At 70.6% G+C, this 14,416-nt stretch carries 14 protein-coding genes and 1 pseudogene; 11 read left to right on the top strand and 4 right to left on the bottom strand.

Features of this window, described 5'->3' with window-relative positions; all coding sequences use genetic code 11:
- Positions 1 to 532, bottom strand: a pseudogene (locus tag ACWBNA_RS15835) (hypothetical protein); the annotation flags it as partial.
- A 192-nt stretch (positions 533 to 724) separates the two neighbouring features.
- Between ACWBNA_RS15835 and ACWBNA_RS15830 the strand changes: the two are divergent.
- From ACWBNA_RS15830 to ACWBNA_RS15810, 5 genes are all read left to right on the top strand, one after another.
- Positions 725 to 1,918 carry an argininosuccinate synthase gene (locus ACWBNA_RS15830; protein ID WP_482704970.1) on the top strand — a complete coding sequence of 398 codons (1,194 nt, stop codon included), beginning with the start codon at positions 725 to 727 and terminating at the stop codon, positions 1,916 to 1,918.
- 107 nt (positions 1,919 to 2,025) lie between these two features.
- A complete protein-coding gene (gene argH, locus ACWBNA_RS15825) occupies positions 2,026 to 3,459 on the top strand; it encodes an argininosuccinate lyase (RefSeq protein ID WP_482704969.1) in 1,434 nt (477 codons plus the stop codon).
- A 164-nt stretch (positions 3,460 to 3,623) separates the two neighbouring features.
- Positions 3,624 to 4,595 (top strand): aldo/keto reductase, encoded by a 972-nt coding sequence (locus ACWBNA_RS15820; protein ID WP_482704968.1) that lies wholly within the window; start codon positions 3,624 to 3,626, stop codon positions 4,593 to 4,595.
- 83 nt (positions 4,596 to 4,678) lie between these two features.
- A complete protein-coding gene (locus tag ACWBNA_RS15815) occupies positions 4,679 to 5,230 on the top strand; it encodes a TetR/AcrR family transcriptional regulator (RefSeq protein ID WP_482704967.1) in 552 nt (183 codons plus the stop codon).
- Positions 5,227 to 6,750 carry an MFS transporter gene (locus tag ACWBNA_RS15810; RefSeq protein WP_482704965.1) on the top strand — a complete coding sequence of 508 codons (1,524 nt, stop codon included), beginning with the start codon at positions 5,227 to 5,229 and terminating at the stop codon, positions 6,748 to 6,750. The genes ACWBNA_RS15815 and ACWBNA_RS15810 overlap by 4 nt, the downstream gene beginning before the upstream one ends.
- A gap of 589 nt (positions 6,751 to 7,339) precedes the next feature.
- Here ACWBNA_RS15810 and ACWBNA_RS15805 read toward each other — a convergent pair.
- Complete coding sequence (locus ACWBNA_RS15805; protein ID WP_482704964.1) at positions 7,340 to 7,960, bottom strand: lysophospholipid acyltransferase family protein; 621 nt, start codon at positions 7,958 to 7,960, stop codon at positions 7,340 to 7,342.
- Positions 7,961 to 8,380: 420 nt separating this feature from the next.
- Here ACWBNA_RS15805 and ACWBNA_RS15800 point away from each other — a divergent pair, with 420 nt between their 5' ends.
- The 3 genes from ACWBNA_RS15800 (at position 8,381) to ACWBNA_RS15790 (ending at position 10,695) form a co-directional block, all read left to right on the top strand.
- Entirely contained in the window at positions 8,381 to 9,571 is a 1,191-nt protein-coding gene (locus tag ACWBNA_RS15800; RefSeq protein WP_482704963.1) for a glycerophosphodiester phosphodiesterase, read from the top strand.
- 74 nt (positions 9,572 to 9,645) lie between these two features.
- Positions 9,646 to 10,152 carry a sigma-70 family RNA polymerase sigma factor gene (locus tag ACWBNA_RS15795; RefSeq protein WP_482704962.1) on the top strand — a complete coding sequence of 169 codons (507 nt, stop codon included), beginning with the start codon at positions 9,646 to 9,648 and terminating at the stop codon, positions 10,150 to 10,152.
- A gap of 45 nt (positions 10,153 to 10,197) precedes the next feature.
- The gene (locus ACWBNA_RS15790) at positions 10,198 to 10,695 is read left to right on the top strand and encodes a GNAT family N-acetyltransferase (protein ID WP_482704961.1); all 498 of its coding nucleotides are present in this window, start codon (positions 10,198 to 10,200) and stop codon (positions 10,693 to 10,695) included.
- Between the two features lie 14 nt (positions 10,696 to 10,709).
- On the opposite strand, the gene ACWBNA_RS15785 is transcribed toward ACWBNA_RS15790, so the two are convergent.
- Positions 10,710 to 11,147, bottom strand: a complete 438-nt coding sequence (locus ACWBNA_RS15785) for a hypothetical protein (RefSeq protein ID WP_482704960.1) — start codon at positions 11,145 to 11,147, stop codon at positions 10,710 to 10,712.
- Positions 11,128 to 11,487, bottom strand: a complete 360-nt coding sequence (locus tag ACWBNA_RS15780) for a hypothetical protein (protein ID WP_482704959.1) — start codon at positions 11,485 to 11,487, stop codon at positions 11,128 to 11,130. Before ACWBNA_RS15780 ends, ACWBNA_RS15785 begins: the two co-directional genes overlap by 20 nt.
- 69 nt (positions 11,488 to 11,556) lie before the next feature.
- Between ACWBNA_RS15780 and ACWBNA_RS15775 the strand changes: the two genes are divergently transcribed.
- From ACWBNA_RS15775 to ACWBNA_RS15765, 3 genes are all read left to right on the top strand, one after another.
- Positions 11,557 to 12,207, top strand: a complete 651-nt coding sequence (locus ACWBNA_RS15775; protein ID WP_482704958.1) for an HAD family hydrolase — start codon at positions 11,557 to 11,559, stop codon at positions 12,205 to 12,207.
- 344 nt (positions 12,208 to 12,551) lie between these two features.
- Positions 12,552 to 13,652, top strand: coding sequence for a methionine ABC transporter ATP-binding protein (locus ACWBNA_RS15770; RefSeq protein ID WP_482704957.1), 1,101 nt, complete (start codon positions 12,552 to 12,554; stop codon positions 13,650 to 13,652).
- A complete protein-coding gene (locus ACWBNA_RS15765) occupies positions 13,649 to 14,386 on the top strand; it encodes a methionine ABC transporter permease (RefSeq protein ID WP_482704956.1) in 738 nt (245 codons plus the stop codon). The genes ACWBNA_RS15770 and ACWBNA_RS15765 overlap by 4 nt, the downstream gene beginning before the upstream one ends.
- The last annotated feature ends 30 nt before the right edge of the window (positions 14,387 to 14,416 follow it).

The following is a 14,416-nucleotide window of genomic DNA, read 5'->3' as shown; positions in this document are numbered from 1 at the left end:
CGGCCTCGCCGCCGGCCTCCGCCTCGCCGGCGCCCGCTTCCCCGCCGGCGCCCGCCTCTTCGCCGGCCTCCGCGGCGCCGTCCGCGTCGAGGGCGCAGGGCGCGAGCGCGTCGAGGCCCGTCGGCTTCTCGGCCGTGCGGCCGATCGCGGTGGCGATGCGGTTCACGGTGGCGATCCGCTTGTCCTCCAGCGGGCCGAGGATCGCGTTCTGGACGAAGTTGGGTCCGCCCTGGCCGACGGTGTCGACGAGCCGCTTGTTGGCCTCGTTGATCTGGGTCTGGAGCAGGGTCAGGTTGCGGTCCACCTCGGCCTGCGCGGAGGCCGGGATCGCGGGCAGCTGGGAGGCGACGTCGGGGCAGCTGATGGTGCCGGGACCGGCCAGCGTGCGGGCGTTCGTGGTGCCGCTCTTCGATCCCGCCGACTCCCCGGCGAGGGCGGAACCGGCGATGACCGCGCCGGTCATGACCACCGCGGCGGCGCCGCCGATCAACGCGACGCGACGCTTGTTGTACTTCGGAAGAGCCCTGGACATGCGGATGCCTCACTCGGGTCGGGGGGTCTCAGCGTTGACAAACGCGGCGCCTGCGTTCGGCGAGAGGTACGGGAAAGCGGTTTCGAATGTTCAAGGGCTCTTCAAATTCATCGCCGGCCCGGCCGAGATTGACGAATCATGCGGACTCCTGCATACTCATGCATGTCAGCGAATGCACATGAGGAGAGAACCGTGACCGAGCGCGTCGTACTCGCCTACTCAGGCGGACTGGACACCTCCGTCGCCATCGGCTGGATCGCCGAGGAGACGGGCGCCGAGGTCATCGCCGTTGCGGTCGACGTCGGCCAGGGCGGCGAGGACCTGGACGTCATCCGCAAGCGCGCCCTCGCGTGCGGCGCGGTCGAGGCCGAGGTCGCGGACGCCAAGGACGAGTTCGCCGAGGAGTACTGCCTCCCGGCGATCAAGGCCAACGCCCTCTACATGGACCGCTACCCGCTGGTCTCCGCGCTCTCCCGGCCGACGATCGTCAAGCACCTCGTCGCCGCCGCCAAGAAGCACGGAGCCACCACCGTGGCCCACGGCTGCACCGGCAAGGGCAACGACCAGGTCCGCTTCGAGGCCGGCATCGTCGCCCTCGCCCCCGACCTCCAGTGCATCGCCCCGGTCCGTGACTACGCGATGACCCGCGACAAGGCCATCGCGTTCTGCGAGGACAAGAACCTCCCGATCGCGACCACCAAGAAGTCCCCGTACTCCATCGACCAGAACGTCTTCGGGCGTGCCGTCGAGACGGGCTTCCTGGAGGACATCTGGAACGGTCCGATCGAGGACATCTACGAGTACACCTCGAACCCGGCCACCCCGCGCGAGGCCGACGAGGTGATCATCACCTTCAAGGAGGGTGTCCCGGTCGCCATCGACGGCAAGCCCGTCTCCGTCCTCCAGGCCATCCAGCAGCTCAACGAGCGCGCCGGCGCCCAGGGCATCGGCCGGATCGACATGGTCGAGGACCGCCTGGTCGGCATCAAGTCCCGTGAGGTGTACGAGGCTCCGGGCGCGATCGCCCTGATCACCGCCCACCAGGAGCTGGAGAACGTCACCGTCGAGCGCGAACTGGCCCGCTACAAGCGCCAGGTCGAGCAGCGCTGGGGCGAACTGGTCTACGACGGCCAGTGGTTCTCCCCGCTCAAGCGCGCCCTGGACGGCTTCATCAACGAGGCCAACCAGCACGTCTCCGGCGACATCCGGATGACCCTGCACGGCGGCCGCGCGGTCGTCACCGGCCGGCGCTCCGAGTCGGCGCTGTACGACTTCAACCTGGCGACGTACGACACGGGCGACACCTTCGACCAGGCCGCGGCCAAGGGTTTCATCGACATCTACAGCCTGTCGTCGAAGATCGCCGCCAAGCGCGACCTCGCGTGAGCGATCGCGACCTCGCGCAAGCGATAGCGTGAATGCCGCCTCCCTGACCGCCGGTCGGCAGGGAGGCGGTGGCACATCCGCGACCATGCATCCAAGGAGCAACGCAAGTGAGCAGCAACAGCGGTGACGTACGGCTCTGGGGCGGCCGTTTCGCCGACGGTCCCGCCGAGGCCTTGGCGAAGTTGTCCGCGTCCGTCCACTTCGACTGGCGGCTCGCGCCCTACGACATCGCCGGTTCGCGTGCCCACGCGCGCGTGCTCCACAAGGCGGGTCTGCTCACGGCGGACGAGCTGACCCGGATGCTCGCGGGCCTCGACCAGCTCGAGACGGACGTGGCATCGGGCGTGCTCGTCGGCACCGTCGCCGACGAGGACATCCACACCGCGCTGGAGCGCGGTCTCCTGGAGCGCGTCGGCCCCGACCTCGGCGGAAAGCTCCGCGCCGGCCGCTCCCGCAACGACCAGGTCGCGACCCTCTTCCGCATGTACCTGCGCGACCACGCCCGGATCATCGGCGGTCTGATCGCCGACCTCCAGGACGCCCTGATCGGCCTGGCCCAGGCGCACCCGGACGTGGCGATGCCCGGCCGCACCCACCTCCAGCACGCCCAGCCGGTGCTCTTCGCCCACCACGTCCTCGCGCACGTCCACCCCTTGGCCCGGGACGCCGAACGCCTGCGCCAGTGGGACGAGCGGACGGCCGTGTCGCCGTACGGCTCGGGCGCCCTCGCGGGCTCCTCCCTGGGCCTGGACCCGGAGGCGGTCGCCAAGGACCTCGGGTTCGAGCACGGCAGCGTGGGCAACTCCATCGACGGCACGGCCTCCCGTGACTTCGCCGCGGAGTTCGCCTTCATCACGGCGATGATCGGGGTGAACCTCTCCCGCATCTCGGAGGAGATCATCCTGTGGAACACGAAGGAGTTCTCCTTCGTGACCCTGCACGACGCGTTCTCCACCGGTTCGTCGATCATGCCGCAGAAGAAGAACCCGGACATCGCGGAGCTGGCGCGCGGCAAGTCGGGCCGCATGATCGGCAACCTGACCGGCCTCATGGCGACCCTCAAGGCGCTCCCGCTCGCGTACAACCGCGACCTCCAGGAGGACAAGGAGCCCGTCTTCGACTCCTGCGAGCAGCTGGAGGTCCTGCTCCCCGCCTTCACCGGCATGATCGCCACCCTCACCGTCCACCGCGAGCGCATGGAGGAGCTGGCCCCGGCCGGCTTCTCGCTCGCCACCGACGTCGCCGAGTGGCTGGTCAAGCAGGGCGTGCCGTTCCGTGTCGCGCACGAGGTCGCGGGCGAGTGCGTGAAGGTCGCCGAGGCGGAGGGCAAGGAGCTCGACGAGCTCACCGACGAGCAGTTCGCGAAGATCTCCGCCCACCTCACCCCCGAGGTCCGGTCCGTCCTCAACGTGGCCGGCGCCCTCGCCTCCCGCGACGGCCGCGGCGGTACGGCGCCCAGCGCGGTGGCCGTGCAGCTGGCGGAGGTCAAGGCGGACGTGGCGGCGCAGCACGAGTGGGCCACCGCCAAAGAGCAGCGGTGAGGGAAGCGCCCCTCAGGGGCGCGGGGAACCGCGCGACAAGCCACAACGATCCCGCACCCGCCGAAGAACCGTAAGACCCGAGCTCTGAGGCGAACCGGGCCGAAGGCCGTCGCGGGTTACGTTGGTCGGAATGCCGTACCGGAGCCGACCGATCGGAGCCCGCGATGCCTTTCGCACGTCTCGCGACCGCCACGACGCCCACCTGCCACATCGGTTTGGGTCTCGCCGCGGTCGGCCGCCCCGGCTACATCAACCTCGGCCGAGACCACGACCTCGGAGCGGACCGCAGTGTCGAGACGCTGCGCGCCCGCACCCACGAACTCCTCGACGCGGCCTACGCCCAGGGCGTCCGCTACTTCGACGCGGCCCGCTCCTACGGCCGCTCGGAGGAGTTCCTCGCCGACTGGCTGAACACCCGCCCCGGCATCGACGACATCGTCGTCGGCAGCAAGTGGGGTTACACCTACACGGCGGCCTGGAGCACCGACGCGGCCGAGCACGAGGTCAAGGACCACACACTCGCCACGTACGAGCGGCAGCGCGCCGAGAGCGACGGACTGCTCGGCGACCGGCTCGACCTCTACCAGATCCACTCGGTGACCCCGGACAGCCCGGCCCTCACCGACAAGGAACTGCACGCGAAGCTGGCCGAAGCCGCCGCGCAGGGCCTCACCGTCGGCTTCTCCACCAGCGGCCCCGCCCAGGCCGACGCCATCCGGGCCGCGCTCGCCGTGACGGTCGACGGCGAGCCCCTCTTCCGTACCGTCCAGTCGACGTACAACGCCCTGGAGACGTCGGCGGCCCCCGCGCTCGCCGAGGCGCACGACGCCGGACTCACGGTGATCGTCAAGGAGGGCATGGCCAACGGCCGCCTCGCCGCACCGCACGCACCGGAGGCCCTGAAGGCGGTGGCCGAGGAAACGTCTCTCGGCTGCGATGCCGTGGCCCTCGCCCTCGTCCTGCGTCAGCCGTGGGCCGGCGTCGTCCTCTCCGGCGCCGCCACCGTCGGCCAGCTCGCCTCCAACCTGCACGCGGCGGTCGTCGACCTGAGCGAGGACCAGTTGGCCCGGCTGGCCGGACTGACCGAGGAGCCGTGGACGTACTGGGAGAAGCGCGCCGGTCTGCCCTGGCACTGACCAACCCCCGAGGGCGCCACCTCGGATGAGTCACGCATGCCAGCGATGAGACAATGTTGTCTCATATGCTCTATGCTTGTCTCATGGCTGTCGACCGTGACCATGTGCTGCGCGCCGCCGCGGCCCTGCTGACCCGCAAATCCACCGCCACCATGGACGAGGTCGCGAAGGCGGCCGGGATCAGCCGCGCCACCCTGCACCGCCAGTTCGCCGGGCGCGACGCGCTGGTCCGCGCGCTGGAGGCGCTCGGCATCGCGGAGTGCGAGGCGGCGGCGGCCGCCGCACGGCTCGACGACGGCCCGGCCCAGGAGGCGCTGCGCAGGTTCGTGAAGGAACTCGAACCCGCCGCCGGACTGCTCGCCTTCCTCTACAGCGAGAACCAACTGTTCGAGGGCGAGGAGCGGAACGCGGGCTGGGCCCGCCTGGACGACCGGATCGCGGCACTGTTCCGCCGCGGCCAGGCGTCCGGCGAGTTCCGCATCGACCTGACCCCGGCCTGGCTCACCGAGGCGCTCTACGGCCTGATGGCCTCCGGCGCCTGGGCGGTGTCGGAGGGCAGAGTCGCCTCCAAGGACTTCACCCACATGATCACCGAGCTGCTGCTCGGCGGCGCACTACGGAGAGAGGAATCATGACCAGCACCCTGCAGCCGGCGAACCCGACCGAGGCGGTGAAGCGCCCCGGCCGTTGGCTCGCGCTGTCCGTCCTCGTGCTCGCCGTGCTGCTGGTGGCCGTGGACGCGACCGTCCTCGGCCTCGCGACCCCCTTCATCAGCGAGGACCTGCAGCCCTCCGGCACCCAGCTCCTGTGGATCGGTGACGTCTACTCGTTCGTCATCGCCGGTCTGCTCGTCTCCATGGGCAGCCTCGGCGACCGCATCGGCCGCAAGCGGATCCTGCTCGTCGGCGCCACCGCGTTCGGCGCGATCTCCGTCCTGAACGCCTACGCCACGACACCCGAGATGATGATCATCGCCCGGGCGCTGCTCGGCGTCGCCGGCGCGACCCTGATGCCGGCCACGCTCGCCCTGATCCGCAACATCTTCCACGACGCGCGCGAACGCAGCCTCGCCGTCGGCATCTGGGGCGCCACCGCCTCCGCGGGCACGGCGATCGGGCCGATCGTCGGCGGCTTCCTGCTCGAACACTTCTGGTGGGGTTCGGTCTTCCTCATCAACCTGCCGGTGATGGCGGTCCTGGTCGTCGTCGGCGTCAAGCTGCTGCCCGAGTCGCGCAATCCGCGTCCCGGCCCGTGGGACGTGACCAGCGTCGCCCTGTCACTGGTCGGCATGATCGGACTCGTCTACGCCGTCAAGGAGGCGGCCACCCACGGCCTCACGTGGGAGACGCTCGCCGCGGCCCTGCTGGGCGCGGGCGCGCTGTACGGCTTCGTGCGCCGCCAGTTCACCCTGCCGACCCCCTTGCTCGACATGCGGCTGTTCCGCAACCGTGGCTTCAGCGGTGCGGTCCTGGCCGACCTGCTGACCATCCTCGGTCTGTCCGGCCTCGTCTTCTTCCTCTCCCAGTACCTCCAACTCGTCCAGGGCAGAGCGCCGTTGGAAGCGGGCCTGGCCGAACTGCCCGCAGCCGTCGGCGCGGTGGCGGCCGGTCTGATCGCCGGCTCGGTGGCCCGGCGCTTCTCGGTCCGGTCCGTCGTCTCCGGGGGCCTCGCGGCCGTCGGCCTCGCCCTGGCCGCCCTCACCGTGATCGACCAGTCCACCGGCTACCCGCTCCTGGGCACCGCCCTGCTCTTCGTCGGCATCGGCGCCGGCTTCTCGTTCACCGTCACCGCCGACGTGATCCTCGGTTCCGTACCCAAGGAACAGGCCGGCTCCGCGTCCGCGGTCTCCGAAACGGCGTACGAACTCGGCGCCGCCCTGGGCATCGCCGTACTCGGCTCGATCGTGACCGGTGTCTACCGCGACTTCACGGGCCCGGCGGGCACACCGGCGGAGGCACACGAATCGCTGGGCGCGGCGGTGGAGGCGTCGGCCGGCCTGCCGGCCCACACGTCCGAGGCGCTGCTCGACGCGGCCCGGGGCTCCTTCGTGGACGGACTCGCGCTGGCGGCGGGCGTGGGGGCGGCGGTGCTCCTCGCCGCGGCGGTGGCGGCATGGTTCCTTCTCCGCGGCCAACGGCTGGACAGTGCCCGTTAGGGGCGCGGGGAACTGCGCGACCAGTCACGGCCGACCGGCAGTCGACACGCAGCTGTCGGCCGCGGCGGCCGGCTCGCTCGGCGGAGCGCTCCGCGGCCTTCGCGTGGGTGGCGTCCATGTCCACGTACTCCTGCACGGACAGCAGGCGGCTGGACAGTGCCCGTTAGGGGCGCGGGGACCGGCGCGACCAGTCACGGCCGACCGGCAGTCGTCCCGCAGCTGTCGGCCGCGGCGGCCGGCTCGCTCGGCGGAGCGCTACGCGGCCTTCGCGTGGGTGGCGTACATGTCCACGTACTCCTGCACGGACAGCAGGCGGCTGGACAGTGCCCGTCAGGGGCGCGGGGAACTGCGCGACCAGTCACGGCCGACCGGCAGTCGACACACAGCTGTCGGCCGCGGCGGCCGGCTCGCTCAGCGGAGCGCTACGCGGCCTTCGCGTGGGTGGCGTACATGTCCACGTACTCCTGCACGGACCGCAGGCGGCTGGACAGTGCCCGTCAGGGGCGCGGGGACCTGCGCGACCAGTCACGGCCGACCGGCAGTCGACACTCAGCTGTCGGCCGCGGCGGCCGGCTCGCTCCGCGGAGCGCTACGCGGCCTTCGCCTTGGTGGCGTACATGTCCACGTACTCCTGACCGGACAGCCGCATGACCTCGGTCATCACGGAGTCGGTCACCGCCCGCAGGACGTAACGGTCGCGGTCCATGCCCTCGTACCGGGAGAACTCCATCGCCTCACCGAAGCGGACCGTGACCCGGCCGGGGCGCGGGAAGCCGGCGCCGCCGGGCTGGATCTTGTCCGTGCCGATGATGGCGAACGGGACGACCGGCGCGCCGGTCATCATGGCCAGCCGGGCGATGCCGGTACGGCCCCGGTAGAGCCGGCCGTCGGGGGAGCGCGTGCCCTCCGGGTAGATGCTGAAGACCTTGCCCTCCTCCAGCACCCGACGGCCGGTCATCAGCGCCGCGACACCGCCGCGGCCGCCGTCCCGGTCGACCGGGATCATGCCGCAGCCCGTGAAGAACCAGGCCATCAGCCGGCCCTTGAGGCCCTTGCCGGTGACGTACTCGTCCTTGCCGATGAAGAAGACCTGCCGGTCGCAGAAGAGCGGCATGATCATCGAGTCGATGAACGTCAGGTGGTTCCCGGCCAGGATCACCGGACCGTCGCCCGGGATGTGCTCCGCGCCCTCCACCTGTGGGCGGAACATCAGGCGCATGATCGGTCCGAGCACTGCCTTGATGAGCGCGAAGCGGGACAACGGGCCCTCCGGGGTCAAGAGAACGGCGAGGCAATCTGTATGAGTCTGTGCAGGTGAGGACATTACTCGCGGCCTGGGGGGTCGTGCACATCGGGAACGCCGGATTCACTGAGGTCTTACGCAGTGTTGACGCCCGTTCACCTGCGGTGGCATGGCGTTTCCCGCCGGTAACCCGAACGGAACGATGTGACGGAGGTCGCGTACCGACCGCGTACCCCGGGGCGGCGCCATGAAGCCGACGGAGCATCAGACATCTGTTCCCATGCGACATCCCGTGTCACCCCCGTGTTCCGCCGCAGGTCTCCCGCCCGCCACGGACCCGCACCTACGATCGGCGCGCATGGTCGGGCCGATGACAGGAGGGCGTTCATGGGAACGCAGGAGTCGCAGCACGAGCAGGAGTCGACCGGGCGGACGGGTGGCACCGGACGCCGGGCGCTTCTCGGCGCCGCGGTGCTCGGCGCGGGCGGAGCGGTCCTCGGACTGTCCGGCACGGCGAGAGCGGCGGACGAGGGGTACGGAGGAGGGGGCGGCGGCGTGCGGAGCCTGCCCGTGCCGACGGTCATCGGCCACCGGGGCGCCAGCGGTTACCGCCCGGAGCACACCCTCGGCTCCTACCAGCTCGCCCTCGACCTGGGCGCCGACATCGTCGAGGCGGGCGACCTGGTGCCGACCCGGGACGGTCACCTCGTCTGCCGCCACGAGCCGGAGATCGGCGGCACCACCGACGTGGCGAGCCACCCCGAGTTCGCCGACCGCAAAACCACCAAGCTCCTCGACGGCGTCTCCACCACCGGCTGGTTCACCGAGGACTTCACGCTCGCCGAACTCAAGACGCTCCGCGCGATCGAGCGCATCCCGGCCAACCGCCCCCACAACACCCTCTACGACGGCCGCTGGCAGATCCCCACCTTCGAAGAGGTCCTGAAGTGGCAGGACGAGCAGACCCGCAAGCGCGGCAAGCAGGTGTGGATCTACCCCGAGGCCAAGCACCCCACCTACTTCCGCAAGCTGGGCCTCGGCCTGGAGGAGCGGATCGCCGGGCTGCTGCGCAAGCACGGCAAGGACCGCAGAAACTCGCCGGTCATCGTCCAGTCCTTCGAGCCGACCAGCATCCGGCGTCTGGCCAAGCTCGTCGGCAACCCGCTGGTGGTGCTCCTGTCCGGCGCCGGCAGCCGCCCCTGGGACTTCGTGGAGACCGGCGACCCGCGCACGGTCGCCGACCTCATCACCCCCAAGGGCCTCAAGGAGATCGCCTCCTACGCCCAGGGCATCGGCCCCACCCTCGACCTGGTCATCCCGCGCGACTCGGCCGGCAACCTCACCACGCCGACCACCCTCGTCAAGGACGCCCACGCGGCCGGCCTGATCCTGCACCCCTACACCATGCGCAACGAGAACCCCTTCCTGCCCGCGAACTTCCGCAAGGGGACCGACCCCGACGCCTACGGCGACGTCTTCGGCGCCTACCGGACGTACTTCGCGACGGGCATCGACGGTGTCTTCACCGACAACCCGGACACCGGCGTGCTGGCCCGCCAGGACTTCGTCAACCGCTGAGCCACCTGCCCCGGTTGGGGTGACAGCCGGCCGTCCGGGCAACCCGCCGCCCGGGCGGCCGCGTCGACCTGCATATGACGCACGACCTCGTCACCACCCTGAGCCCGCTGCTCACCGCCGAGGCCCTGGCCGAGGCACATGCCACCGGAACGGAACCGGGCGACCTGGAACAGGCGGTCTGGCTCCGTCTCCTGGAGCGCCTGGACACCCAGGGCCCGCCCCTGGACCCGCCCGGCTGGCTCCGCCGCGCCGTCCGCTCCGAGTCCCGCCGCACCCGCCGTACGACCCGACTCGAACGACCGTACGGAGTTGAGCCGGTCGACGAGAGCGACCGCACCCCCGAGCAGCTCGCCCTCGCCTCGGCCCGTCGCCGCGCCCTGCATGACGCCGTGCGCCGGCTGCCCGGCCGGTGCCCGCGGCTGATGGCTGCCCTCCTGTCGCCGAGGGACCTCACATACCGGGAAATCGCGGGGGAGTTGGGTATCTCACAGGGCAGTCTTGGTCCGGAACGTTCCAGATGCCTGGGATGTCTGCGCCGATTGCTCACACCGGAGGTTGCGGCCCGCGGAGCGCGGGGATAGGAGTGAGGGACAACAGGCGATCAGGTGAGCGGGAGGCGTGCGCACATGGGCATGAGCGTGACCATCTCTGCGGCGACCGAGCAGGACGCGGAGCAGATCTTCAGGCTGCAGTACCTGTGCTTCCAGAGCGAGGCCGCTCTGTACGGCAACTACCGCATCGACCCGCTGGTCCAGAGCCTGGACTCCGTCCGCGAGGAGGTCGTCGGGGACTGCGTCTTCGTGGCCAGGCTGGGTGAGGAGGTCGTCGGCTCGGTGCGCGGCGCGGTGACCGAGGACGGCGCCGCCGCCATCGGCAAGCTCTGCGTGCACCCCCGCCTCCAGGGCCATGGCATCGGCGCGAGGCTGTTGCGCGCGGCCGAGTCGGCGCTGGCAGAGGAACGCGGCGCCAAGAAGTTCCGCCTCCACACCGGCCACCGCAGCGAGGGCAACCTGCGCCTGTACCGCCGGGTGGGGTACGAGACGGTCGGTACGTCGAGGGGCGCCGACGGCGTGGAGATGATCGTCCTGGAAAAGCAGGCGGGGGCCTACGCGGCCACGGCGTGAGGTGAGGCGCCCCGTCAGGGGCGCGCAGCCTTCCGCAGCCAGTACATCGCGGACAACGGCAACAGCACCGGGATGAAGAGGTACCCCATCCCGAAGTCCGACCACACCGTCGCCTCGGGAAACGCCGACGGCTCGACCAGCGTCCACGCGCCGACGCCCAGCACGCCCGCCAACTCCGCCCCGCAGCACACCAGCGCCGCCTTGCGGGCCCTCTCCCCGCCCCGCACCAGCGAGTACGTGATGAACCCGTAGACGAGGCCCGCGACCGCGGACAGCGAATAGGCGAGCGGGGCCCGGTCGAAGTCCGTGGAGATCTGCACGGCCGAGCGGGACACCGCCCCGACGACCATCACGCCGTACAGCCAGACCAGCAGCATGCCCGGCCCGCTGATCAACCGCTGACGCGTCGGCTTGTCCTCCGTCACGGCCACCTCAGCCTCCCCAGATGTCATAGAGACGCACCTCAAGGACCGCCAGCACCACGCCGCCGGCGGCGACCGTCACCGAGCCCCACCGCGTCCGCTCGGCCAGCGACATGAACCCCGCCGCCGGGACGCACGCGACAGCGCCCAGCAGATACGACACGAAGATGGTCGTGCCCTGCTCCGGCTTCTCGCCCCGCGCCAGCTGCACGATCCCGACGACCAGCTGGACCAGGGCCAGCACGGAGACCACGGCCATCCCGATGAAGTGCCAGTCCTTGGTCGGCTGATCACGGTACGCGGCCCAGCCGCACCACGCGGCGAGCAGAAGTGCGGCGACGCCGGTCACGAGCGTCAGGGCAACAAGCATGCCGCGACCCTATTACGGGCCAAAAGGCCCGATGCGGCCGACCCCGGCGTGCACCGTAGGGTCGAGGGCATGAAGATCCACGCACAAGTCCTCCTGTTCGACAACGACGGAACCCTCGTCTCCTCCCTCGCCTCCGTGAACCACTGCTGGACACGGTGGGCCGTGGAGTACGGGATCACGGCCGACGAGTTCGCCCGAGTCGAACTGCACGGCCGGCCGGCCGCGGACATAGCCGCCGACCTGCTGCCCGCGGACGTCGTACCGGAGGCCGTCGCGCGGATCGAGCTGCTGGAGGTGGAGGACGTACCGAACGGGGGCGTGCACCTGCTGCCCGGCACCAGGGCCTTCCTCGACGGGCTCCCCGCCGACCGCTGGGCCGTCGTCACCTCCGCCACCCGGCGCCTGGCCGAGGCCCGGCTCGACGCCGTCGGCATCCTGCCCAAGACGTTGATCGCCGCCGACGACATCACGCGCGGCAAGCCCGACCCCGAGCCCTACCTGCTCGCCGCCCGCCAACTGGGCGTCGACCCGGCTCAGTGCGTCGTCTTCGAGGACGCCCCGGCCGGTCTCCAGTCGGGCCGCGCGGCCGGAATGACCACCGTGGCGTTGACCACAACCCACGAGGCCCACGAGCTCACCGCCGACCTCGTGGTCAAGAACCTGTCGGCCTTGTCCGCCCTGGTCACCGACGGGGGAATCGAGATCTCGGTCACCGGCTGACGGGTGTCCGCCGCTGTCCAGCATCCGGACAGCGGCACTTTGTCAGGAGCGTAGGTCTGCTTTACTGATCGCATGACCACGACGAGCAGCCGCACCCTTGCGACCGAGGCGACCACGACGCCCGGTGCTCGTTGTACGTGTCGAATGTGCGCCTTCTAGAGGGCCCCTGCACCACCTGAGCCTCGCGCCCCGAAGCGAGCCGCCGTGGCATGTCCGTACGCCGTAGCGCGTACGTGACCGAGCCTCCCCCACAGCCTTGACGGCGCGGGGGGACCCCCATCGCGCACATGTTCTCCCCGGTTCGCCATGCCACCGCACGAGAACCGTGCCGCGTTCCCCACCGAATGCACCCCGCGCCAGGGCACACCCACGCCCTGCGCACGACAGTGACGGAAACCCACGTGATCACCACATCGGGCCTCACCAAGGTCTACCGCTCACGCGGCCGCGAGGTCACCGCCCTGGACGGCGTCGACCTCCACGTCCGCGAAGGCGAGGTGTACGGCGTCATCGGACAGTCAGGCGCCGGCAAGTCCTCGCTCATCCGCTGTGTCAACCTGCTGGAGCGCCCCACCGCCGGGACCGTGACCGTCGCCGGGCAGGACCTCACCGCCCTCGCCGGGCGCGGACCCCGGGCCGGCCGCGAACTGCGCCGGGCCCGCAGCCGTATAGGCATGGTCTTCCAGCACTTCAACCTGCTGTCGACACGGACCGTGCAGGACAACGTCGAGCTGCCGCTCGAAATCCTCGGGAAGTCGGGCCGGGAACGCTCCCGCAAGGCCCTGGAGCTGCTCGACCTCGTCGGTCTCTCCGACAAGGCCAAGGCCTACCCGGCCCAGCTCTCCGGCGGCCAGAAGCAGCGTGTCGGCATCGCCCGCGCCCTGGCCGGCGACCCCAAGGTCCTGCTGTCCGACGAGGCGACCAGCGCCCTCGACCCGGAGACCACCCGCTCGATCCTCCAGTTGCTGCGCGACCTGAACCGGCAGTTGGGACTGACCGTCCTGCTCATCACCCACGAAATGGACGTCGTGAAGTCGATCTGCGACTCGGCCGCCCTGATGGACCAGGGCCGCATCGTGGAGTCCGGCACCGTGAGCGAACTGCTGGCGACCCCGGGCTCCGAGCTGGCCACCGCGTTGTTCCCGGTGAATGGCGAGGCCTCCGGCGCCGACCGCACGGTCGTCGACGTCACCTTCCAGGGCGAGGCGGCGACCCAGCCGGTCATCTCCCAGCTCTCCCGCACCTACAACATCGACATATCGATCCTCGGCGCCGCCATCGACACCGTCGGCGGCCTCCAGGTCGGCCGGATGCGCATCGAACTGCCCGGCCACTACGAGGACAACGTCGTGCCGATCGGCTTCCTGCGCGAACAGGGGCTGCAGATCGACGTGGTCGGCGAAGCGGGCGAGGAGCCCCTGCTGGTGAAGGAAGGTGCACAGTGACCTGGTCCGCGATGCAGCCCCTGCTGGAGCAGGCGTGTTGGGACACCCTCTACATGGTCGGCTGGTCCACCCTGATCGCCGTCGTCGGCGGCCTCCCGCTCGGCGTCCTCCTCGTCCTCACCGACCGGGGCGGACTGCTCCAGAACGTCGTGGCGAACAAGGTCATCGGGCAGGTCGTGAACGTCGCCCGCTCGATGCCGTTCATCATCCTGATGGTCGCGCTGATGAACTTCACCCGCTCGATCACCGGGACGACCATCGGCCGCGAGGCCGCGATCGTGCCGCTCGCCATCGGCGCGATCCCCTTCTTCGCCCGCCTGGTCGAGACGGCCGTCCGGGAAGTGGACGGCGGACTCGTCGAGGCCGTGCAGGCGATGGGCGGCAACACCTGGACGATCGTACGCAAGGTCCTCGTCCCCGAGTCCCTGCCGTCGCTGATCTCCAGCACCACGACCACGATCGTCGCCCTCATCGGCTACTCCGCGATGGCCGGCACGGTCGGCGCCGGCGGCCTCGGCGACATCGCCATCCGGTACGGCTACCAGCGCTTCGAGACCGAACTGATGTGGATCACCGTGGCGATCCTCGCCGTGGTCATCTCGGTCATCCAGTTCGCCGGCGACTACGCGGCCCGCTCCCTGCACCGGCGGGGCGGCAAGGCCGGCCCGGCACCCAGGCTGCGCCTGCTGAAGGCGAAGGAGCCGGAGACGGCCGACGTCGGCAAGGTCGCCTGAACTCTCTCCCGGACTCCCCGCACACCCATC

The sequence above is a fragment of the Streptomyces sp. Q2 genome (assembly GCF_056820935.1).
The sequence above is the reverse complement of the archived record's forward strand: the minus strand, read 5'-3'. Positions and strand labels throughout refer to the sequence as shown.

Bases quoted from the DNA above. Each gene is read 5' to 3' on its own strand.
- ACWBNA_RS15800 (WP_482704963.1), top strand. From the start codon at position 8,381: ATGGGAACGCAGGAGTCGCAGCACGAGCAGGAGTCGACCGGGCGGACG.
- ACWBNA_RS15770 (WP_482704957.1), top strand. From the start codon at position 12,552: ATGCACCCCGCGCCAGGGCACACCCACGCCCTGCGCACGACAGTGACG.
- ACWBNA_RS15780 (WP_482704959.1), bottom strand. From the start codon at position 11,487: ATGCTTGTTGCCCTGACGCTCGTGACCGGCGTCGCCGCACTTCTGCTC.
- ACWBNA_RS15820 (WP_482704968.1), top strand. From the start codon at position 3,624: ATGCCTTTCGCACGTCTCGCGACCGCCACGACGCCCACCTGCCACATC.
- ACWBNA_RS15815 (WP_482704967.1), top strand. From the start codon at position 4,679: ATGGCTGTCGACCGTGACCATGTGCTGCGCGCCGCCGCGGCCCTGCTG.
- ACWBNA_RS15795 (WP_482704962.1), top strand. From the start codon at position 9,646: ATGACGCACGACCTCGTCACCACCCTGAGCCCGCTGCTCACCGCCGAG.
- ACWBNA_RS15810 (WP_482704965.1), top strand. From the start codon at position 5,227: ATGACCAGCACCCTGCAGCCGGCGAACCCGACCGAGGCGGTGAAGCGC.
- ACWBNA_RS15805 (WP_482704964.1), bottom strand. From the start codon at position 7,960: ATGTTCCGCCCACAGGTGGAGGGCGCGGAGCACATCCCGGGCGACGGT.
- ACWBNA_RS15790 (WP_482704961.1), top strand. From the start codon at position 10,198: ATGGGCATGAGCGTGACCATCTCTGCGGCGACCGAGCAGGACGCGGAG.
- ACWBNA_RS15785 (WP_482704960.1), bottom strand. From the start codon at position 11,147: ATGACATCTGGGGAGGCTGAGGTGGCCGTGACGGAGGACAAGCCGACG.
- ACWBNA_RS15775 (WP_482704958.1), top strand. From the start codon at position 11,557: ATGAAGATCCACGCACAAGTCCTCCTGTTCGACAACGACGGAACCCTC.